Source organism: Halomonas sp. SIMBA_159 (assembly GCF_046536035.1).
GTDB classification, from domain to species: domain Bacteria; phylum Pseudomonadota; class Gammaproteobacteria; order Pseudomonadales; family Halomonadaceae; genus Vreelandella; species Vreelandella venusta_A.
The window spans coordinates 1-256 of record NZ_JAWJBT010001014.1; the positions used below are offsets into that span (position 1 = coordinate 1).

The following is a 256-nucleotide window of genomic DNA, read 5'->3' on the forward strand; positions in this document are numbered from 1 at the left end:
TCGGAAAAGCGGCTTTTAAATGTTCAAGAAAAGCTGAAACCCGGGCATTGAGTAAACGACGGGATGGATAAAGTGCCCATAACTCGATTGCTGCCGCGTCGGCATCACCCCAGCAGACCAGTTTTCCAGATTGAATATCCTGAGCAACTAACGAGACCGGCAACAAGCCGGCTCCACCGCCAGCGCGCACAGCGTCGCGCACCATTATCATTGACGAAAGAACAAGCACAGGGGTCACCGCAATACCGGACGTTAC

Annotated in this window: 1 protein-coding gene; it reads right to left on the reverse strand. The window is 53.1% G+C overall.

All coding sequences use genetic code 11. From position 1 onward, the window contains the following. Nucleotides 1-256, reverse strand: a 256-nt coding sequence (locus R0J87_RS22320) for a LysR substrate-binding domain-containing protein (RefSeq protein WP_498889052.1), incomplete at both ends; no start/stop codon positions are given.